This window comes from Acetobacter pasteurianus subsp. pasteurianus LMG 1262 = NBRC 106471 (assembly GCF_000285275.1).
GTDB lineage: Bacteria > Pseudomonadota > Alphaproteobacteria > Acetobacterales > Acetobacteraceae > Acetobacter > Acetobacter pasteurianus.
The window spans coordinates 1-6,988 of record NZ_CADO01000057.1; the positions used below are offsets into that span (position 1 = coordinate 1).

The 6,988-nt window shown below is 49.3% G+C and carries 10 protein-coding genes; 4 read left to right on the forward strand and 6 right to left on the reverse strand.

Annotation, left to right across the window (positions count from 1 at the left end):
• Positions 1-763 precede the first annotated feature (763 nt).
• Together APA10_RS09250 and APA10_RS09255 are read right to left on the reverse strand one after the other, a co-directional pair.
• Positions 764-1,120 (reverse strand): hypothetical protein, encoded by a 357-nt coding sequence (locus tag APA10_RS09250; protein ID WP_003631001.1) that lies wholly within the window; start codon positions 1,118-1,120, stop codon positions 764-766.
• Between the two features lie 98 nt (positions 1,121-1,218).
• The gene (locus APA10_RS09255; RefSeq protein WP_250697681.1) at positions 1,219-2,004 is read right to left on the reverse strand and encodes a replication initiation protein; all 786 of its coding nucleotides are present in this window, start codon (positions 2,002-2,004) and stop codon (positions 1,219-1,221) included.
• 517 nt (positions 2,005-2,521) lie between these two features.
• Here APA10_RS09255 and APA10_RS09260 point away from each other — a divergent pair.
• From APA10_RS09260 to APA10_RS09270, 3 genes are all read left to right on the forward strand, one after another.
• Entirely contained in the window at positions 2,522-2,809 is a 288-nt protein-coding gene (locus APA10_RS09260; RefSeq protein WP_003631008.1) for a CopG family ribbon-helix-helix protein, read from the forward strand.
• A complete protein-coding gene (locus APA10_RS09265) occupies positions 2,806-3,087 on the forward strand; it encodes a type II toxin-antitoxin system RelE/ParE family toxin (RefSeq protein ID WP_035366582.1) in 282 nt (93 codons plus the stop codon). Before APA10_RS09260 ends, APA10_RS09265 begins: the two co-directional genes overlap by 4 nt.
• Before the next feature lie 104 nt (positions 3,088-3,191).
• The gene (locus tag APA10_RS09270) at positions 3,192-3,521 is read left to right on the forward strand and encodes a hypothetical protein (protein WP_003631007.1); all 330 of its coding nucleotides are present in this window, start codon (positions 3,192-3,194) and stop codon (positions 3,519-3,521) included.
• Positions 3,522-3,633: 112 nt separating this feature from the next.
• Here the strand turns inward: APA10_RS09270 and APA10_RS14295 are convergent, their stop codons facing one another.
• Positions 3,634-4,173: a hypothetical protein gene (locus APA10_RS14295; protein WP_050923565.1), complete on the reverse strand. Its 540-nt coding sequence runs from the start codon at positions 4,171-4,173 to the stop codon at positions 3,634-3,636.
• Between the two features lie 2 nt (positions 4,174-4,175).
• A complete protein-coding gene (locus APA10_RS09280) occupies positions 4,176-4,478 on the reverse strand; it encodes a hypothetical protein (RefSeq protein ID WP_003631005.1) in 303 nt (100 codons plus the stop codon).
• 161 nt (positions 4,479-4,639) lie between these two features.
• Between APA10_RS09280 and mobQ the strand changes: the two genes are divergently transcribed.
• Entirely contained in the window at positions 4,640-5,944 is a 1,305-nt protein-coding gene (gene mobQ, locus APA10_RS09285; protein ID WP_080587139.1) for a MobQ family relaxase, read from the forward strand.
• Between the two features lie 8 nt (positions 5,945-5,952).
• On the opposite strand, the gene APA10_RS14585 is transcribed toward mobQ, so the two are convergent.
• The gene (locus APA10_RS14585) at positions 5,953-6,207 is read right to left on the reverse strand and encodes a DUF2442 domain-containing protein (RefSeq protein ID WP_080587140.1); all 255 of its coding nucleotides are present in this window, start codon (positions 6,205-6,207) and stop codon (positions 5,953-5,955) included.
• 33 nt (positions 6,208-6,240) lie between these two features.
• The coding region (locus APA10_RS09290; protein WP_155116678.1) for an NYN domain-containing protein at positions 6,241-6,988 on the reverse strand (748 nt) is incomplete at its 5' end.

Here is a 6,988-nt window from a genome sequence, read left to right on the forward strand (position 1 = left end):
TTTTTTTTACTAAGGAATAATTTTATATTTCTAGAAATATACAAAATTGGGTAAATAATTAAAACAAATATAAAAAATAAAACAGACAATAATATAGAAATAAATTTCAAAGTTTTCAAAAAATATTTCACTTGATTTATCTTTACTTTTTGATCATTAAATTTATATTTTAGTTACTATTTTTGCGATAATACCTAGGGCTTCGCTAGTGAGTTTGCTTGCGCCAGAAGAAACCAACCTCTGGTCAAGTAAAACCTTTGAAGAAACAGTTTTAATTATGCTTATATTGCTTGTTTTTAGTAAATACCCAGCCATTGACGGCGATAAAAACTTTTTTCCAATTTCCACAGATGCTTTGCATAGTAAATTATACATATCTTACCTACCGCACACGTTTAATTGTGTTTTCCTACGTCAAAATGACAACATAGAAAGGTGACGGTATGGAGACCGTCACTTTGTCTCTTTAACTAAGGTGTTCGAGATGTATCGTAACTGAGGTTACGATTTAGGAGACGTGCTCCCTAGAAGAGCGATGAGAAACCCAATAAACATAGTAGATCTCCTTATTACTCAAAGTCAGAAAATGTTGTCTGACATATATAGAAATTTAGCTAAACATAAATGATGTTTCTATCATGGCAAAAATAAATTCAAAATTCTTTGCCGCTCTTATGCCTTCAAGCTTGTGGAGTTCTCAGAGGATTGGCTTTCTGTTGTTCTTAGAAAAATCCTCCTAACTGCTTAACTTGGTGCCGCTCGATCAATCTGTTTTTGGGGCTGGTAGGGCAGATTTCTGTTGTTTCTGAACGCCTTTCAGGCTGTCTCTAATGATAGCGTAAGCCGTGCTGGCAACCGACTTCGGAACTGGCACGCCAGCATCCGAGAGCTGGGTAATCATACTGACAAGACGCTCCGCGTCAGACAAGTCCGCCACCTGTCTTACTGCGTTGTCAGACACGTTTTGTCCCTGTTTTCTGCCACCTTTAACGTGTGAGCGAATGGCTCTGTCCAACCATTCCCCTATCGTGACCCCCTCTCGTTTAGCCGCAGCAAGAGCGGCGTTTCTGACTTCGGGATGAACGCCGCGGATTGACCACGGCTTCGGATCGTCTGTCATGTCTGACTCCACTGTATGACTTGTCTGGCATGAGTGGAGCATGGAGAGCGTCTGTCTGTCTGTCATGTCTGACGTTTTTGTCGGACTTGTCAGACATATTATGATGGGGGGAACAGGTCTGGTTGCGGGTTCTTCCTGAACTCAAAGTGAAGCCGAGAGACCTTTCGACCCGCCTTGATGGGGGTCCACTGGATAAGCCAGCCGTCTTTCTCGACCAGTTCTTTGACAGCGGGCTCGATGATGCGGCGACGGATATTGTTGAAATCAGCCTTCTGTTTCTCTGTAGCATCCATCGAGGCGCAGAAATCCTCAATGGTATATTCGGCTATCCCACTGTCCCGATAGTGCATGAGCAGTTCCAAGAGCCGCCATGAGTAGGCCGATCGGAGAGCGTTGGCTTGTTGCAGCTTGTAGGTGGTGAACTGGTTTTTTAGCCCCATGAGTGATGGAAGAAGGTCAGGCCACCATGACAGTTCAACCCAACCTTCATTCTCATGGTATTTACACCGACCTACCCATCGCATGTCATTGCGGATGGGTTTGAGTGGCTTTCCGGCTCGTGTGTAGGCGGGCTCGAAGAAAGTGATTTTACGGTCGAACAGGTGCTTTGCCGCATCCTGTAGGGCTTCGTAGGCTGTCCTGGCATCAACGGAGAATGTTTCTGCATATTCGGCTGCCGTGATCTTGGTGCGAGGCACAAGTGATGTGGGGACTGGTGTTGGTGCGCGGCTATCCAGTTTGGATACGGCCAGCATGACAATACGCTTCTCCGCCAGCGTCAGGCCGTGGCCTGCTCTTACAAGAGCATTACTCATTGTGACTTGGGGGTCATGCTTCGGAATTGTGGCGTATGTTTTGCGGCTTACTGTCGTTTTTGCGCTCAAATCCGTCACCTTCCGGGTTAATCCGCCTGTTAATTTTCATGACGGAAATATTCTAATCAGTCAATTTTATTTTATGACGGATTAACCCGGAAGGTGACGGATTTGGGGTGTTAGTAAGGGGTTTTTCCCCTGTGGATGACACCCGGAAAATGACGGATTAACCCGGAAAATGACGGATTAAACCCGGAAAATGACGGATTAACTGCTTGTATCTATATGAAATAAAAAGGTTTTTTTCACATAAACAAGAAGAAACAAGAAAGAAAGAAAGCAGGTGTGGGCAACTCCTGTGGATGACACCCGGAAAATGACGCATTTCATGTCATGACCTTCCCGAGTGTCGGCGCCTATGGCGGGCTACGCCGCTCCCGCTCCGCGCCCGCCCGACACCTGCACCGTCAGAAGAACCGGATAGAGAAAAATGCTCAGGAAACATGAAGCAGGCCGGGCGATCTCGCTTGAAGCCGTGCAGGCTTATGTCTTAATAAGAATTATTAATACCAACTAAGGTGATGCCATGAGCGAAAAACTTTCAGCCGGAAAGCAGGTAGTCAGTGTGCAGATGCCTGCTGACTTGGTGGATGCAATGGATCGGTATGGGGAATCCATCGAGCGGCCCAGATCATGGGTGATGCGGGAAGCTGTGGCATCCTATCTTGCCTATGAAGCCGAGAAAGATCAGGCAACACGCCGAGCCTTGGCCGATGTGGATGCAGGTCGGACGGTTAGCGCCGAGGCCATGAAGGCATGGGCAGACAGTCTTGACCAGGCTAACCCGCTGCCGCTGCCGGAGCCTGGGCGGTGAAATATGAATGGACGGCAAAGGCTGTATCTGACCTGCAAATATTGACCGCAGATTTTGACCATCCAAGCGCTGCCGCACGTGTCATGCGGCGACTGACGGCAGCGCCAGACGTTCTGATCCAGTTTCCTCGTATGGGGGGGCTGCTCCCGGTTTTCGCTCCCCGTGAGGTCCGGCGCTTCATCGTGGACGACTATGAAATTCGCTATGAGGTCACGCCGGATGCCCTGTTCATCACTGACGTTTTCCATACTCGGCAGGATCGCGAGACATTCCATTGAATGGCGGGGACTGCTGAGGTGAGGCCAAAATAGCAGCGCCATATAATTTTGTGACACGTCACGCTTTTATATTATAGTGACGTGTCACAAAATTAGAGGTCACCATGACGGACATGCCAGAGCCTAAAAAACGCGGTAGGCCTCCTCTGGGTAAAAAGGCGATGACACCAGCGCAAAGGAAGGCGCGGCAACGCTCTAAATCCGAAACCGCTCCTGAAGGTGCCACGAAAGAACAGTTTTGTGGCAGCCTGATCCGGGATCAGATTCCTTATTTCGTGACACGTCACATAATAAATCAAACGACATGGAAGCCAGAATACCGGCAGTTTTGGGAAGCGCTTGGTATCCATTCAGACAAGACCCGCAAGCAGGCTGAGGAGTGGTTTTTCTCTGAACGCTGGGCAAAAATAATTCGCGACAAGTCACAAAAATAGAAACAAGAGGAGATCTGTTTCCGCCCCGACTTGGCGCATCGCTCAGATTGGCCCGTAAATGGCTCAGGAATTGGGTGTGGGGGTGTTCTGGTGGCTTCTATGCTGGAGACGCTCAGGGGCGCGTTACGGGCCACATGAGGCCTTCACCAGAGGCGGACACGCACCATGTCCCTTTCTGGTCGGTTCTGATCTTGTAGCCTTCGATTTTGCACATGCCGAACGCCTGAATCTGCCCCATCCTGTCCATTTCGTAGGCCATGCGGCCTGATGGTGAGGATACGGCCCATTCCGCCAGTGCATTGCGCTGCTTGGCTTCCTGCTGCCCCTCAGCGAACCCTTGAGCGTATCCGGTTCGACTGCCCTTGATGTTCCCCAGAAAGGCCGCGCAGAACACGAGCGCGATGGCTCCAAACCCGCAGGTGATGAGCAGGGTGCGCCGGTCAGTTTTGATATAGCTGGTGACGGCCTGGGCTGCGTCCTCAACACGTTGCGCGGCTTTGGTGCTTTTGGCGTCCAGTGCCTCAAGTTGCTTCACCAGGGCTGGCAGTTTACCGGCAACGTCTGAATAGGCTTTATTCGACTTCTGGACGGTGTTCTTCAAATCCTCGAACGCACGAAGTCCTAGAAGGTCCGTGTCGTCTGGATCACTCATGGTCAGCCCTCATTCTGCGCTTGTGCTGGTCGAGGTGTGGTGAACCCGTGATCTTGAAAAGCCTTTGTGTCCTGCTCACGAGATAACCGCTTGAGAAGGGCGTCAATCACGTTCGAGAAGCGTTCATCACTTTCCGCCGCTTTGAGTAACGCACTACCCAATATGATTTTCTGACGGTCTTCAATTTTCCGCTTCTGCCTGTTCTCAGCATTACGGGCATCTTTTAGAGCGTTCCGTGCCTGCTCAAGCCTCTTTTCGGCATCAAGAACTCTCTGGGACTTGGCGGGCTGGCTTGTGCTAGTCATGTGCGCGAAACTCCTCTTGAGTGGAGCCATATCACAAATTGAGATTGCTTTGGAACCCTTCATACCGATAGGTATTAAGGGCGCACTTATGCAAACTCTGCGAGTTTGCGTGCGACAGGGGCGAACCCCTTGCAACCCCGTTGTGTCAGCGAGCCGATCCCGTGGCGATCTTCCACCTGTCCGTTAAGACCGTATCGCGTAGTACCGGCAGGAGTGCCGTTGCCGCTGCGGCTTATCGAACAGGTGACACGCTGACCAACGAACGCGATGGACGCCAACACGACTACGCCAACCGAACCGGGGTTGATGAGAGTTTCATCATTGCCCCGGATGGTTGCGAGTGGGCACAAAATCGCTCTGCGTTGTGGAACGCTGCCGAGCAGGCCGAGAAGCGTTCCAACTCAGTGACGGCCCGTGAATATGTGCTGGCCCTTCCTGCTGAACTGGACGCCAAAGACAGGGCAGGCCTTGCACGGTCTTTTGCCTCTGCCGTGGTCGAGCGTTACGGGGTGGCTGCTGATGTTGCCCTTCATGCCCCCAGTGCCGGTGGTGATGACCGGAACTATCACGCCCATATCCTTACCACGACACGGGAGGTCGAGCCGGGCGGGCTGGGCAAGAAAACCCGCATACTGGACGCCGCCAAGACGGGTGGGCCAGAGATCGAGAGCCTTCGGGAATTGTGGGCCATGCAGTGCAACGAAGCACTGGAGCGCCACCAGAAGCCCGCCCGCGTTGACCACCGCAGCTATGAGCGGCAGGGCGTGGACGAAATACCGACCCTGCACCTTGGGCCGACCAGCACCACGATGGAGCGCAAGCACAAGGCCGAGCAGGAGCGGAAGGGGGAGCCATATAAGCCCCAGACGTTCAAGGCTCAGGAGAACGAGCGCAGGCGCACCCTGAACGATCATGTGCGGGAGATGGTGCGCGAACTGGCGGCCACCGTCAGGGAGGTGGCCGAACAGGTCAAAAACGCCAAAAAGAGCGCTGCTCAAGCCCTTTTGCGGGCCGTTGGTGGTCTGCGGCAAGAGGAATTGGCGGAGCAGGCCAGACAGGCAGCAGAAGCCCGCAGACGCGAGGAGGAGCGCAAGGAAGCCTTGCGCCAGAAGGCACTCAGGGAGGCCAGAGAGCGGATTGTGCGGGAAGCCAAGGAGCGTATGGCCGACATGGCAAAGAGGGCGCAGAGATTGGCCCCCGATACCCGTGAGGCGTTCCTTGTTAGTGAATACCCATCAGATCCGTCTGACCGCGCCCTGAAGGCCCACAGGCACCCTCTGGGCACCGCTGGGCTGGACGCCGAGGAAAAGGCTGTCAGGGCGCATCTGAAGGTGCATCAGGAGCAGGAGAAGCGCCAGCAGGCCGAGAAAGTGGAGGCACCAGCGCGAGGTCGTGGGCGGGGTCGAGGTGGGCCGTCTCGTTCCCGGTCGAGGGATTACGACAGCGGCCCAAGTTTTGGAATGTGAGCTTACTTTTATGCTGGGGCTTGTCTGGCCTGCGTAGCGTTTCCACGCCCAGCAAGTAGTCCTGCTGTAGAAATATCTTTATCAAGTTCATCCCAGTGGATACCGGTATCACTTAATTCAAAGGCTTCCCGTTGCGTTGGTGTCGCGTGGAACAGACGCGAGAACCAGACAAGAGGAACGCCGATTACGCGACCGTCAATCAGCTCTAAGCTTTGCTGGATGTAAGTCCACAAGGGCGTCAAGACGAAGCTTGGCGGCTGCATAGAACACTTCAAAAAAATATCAGGTTTATGGAATCAAAATGTTGCATTTATAGAAAGATCGTTCACAATTATACTGTTTCTTATTATCATAAATTTCATTATTCGTTTTTCTATAATAGGAGATTTGTCAAAAAAATCTGAATAGTTATCATTACTTATTACATAAGAATTTTTTTCTGTTTCAGCTAAGCTAATTATATAATTATCAGCTTCTGTTTCTTTTGGTGCTATGTAAATTTGTGCATATTTAGATAAAGAAGATTCTATTTCTTTATCATTTTTCCCTGTACGTGTTTTTATAGACGCATCAAAAACAACGGTTTTTTTTAATTGTTTTGGAATTGTTTCAAGAAGCTTAATTAATGCTTTTGTATTTATAAAAGTTCCTTTATCAAAGCATATATTATTTCCATCTATTATTAGATGACTGATTATTCTGTTTGAAATTTCTTCTTCATGTTTAATTCGCTTTTCTAGTTTACAAATGGTTCTTTCTATTGAAGAAATTTTATTTTTTCTATCATAAATTACCTGGTTGGGCTTTTCATATCCAAATTTTATACCACATTTTTGATGTAATAAAAATCGTTCTTTACTGTTTTTTGCAAGAGATAGTTCTTTATCTATTAATTCTGCTGATTTTATATCAGCTTCAAATTTTAGCTTTTCAGAATATAGCCTTTTGCACTCAGATTTTGGACTGTTTAGGTCTGCACTTTTTGCAATGTTTTTTTTACTAAGGAATAATTTTATATTTCTAGAAATATACAAAATTGGGTAA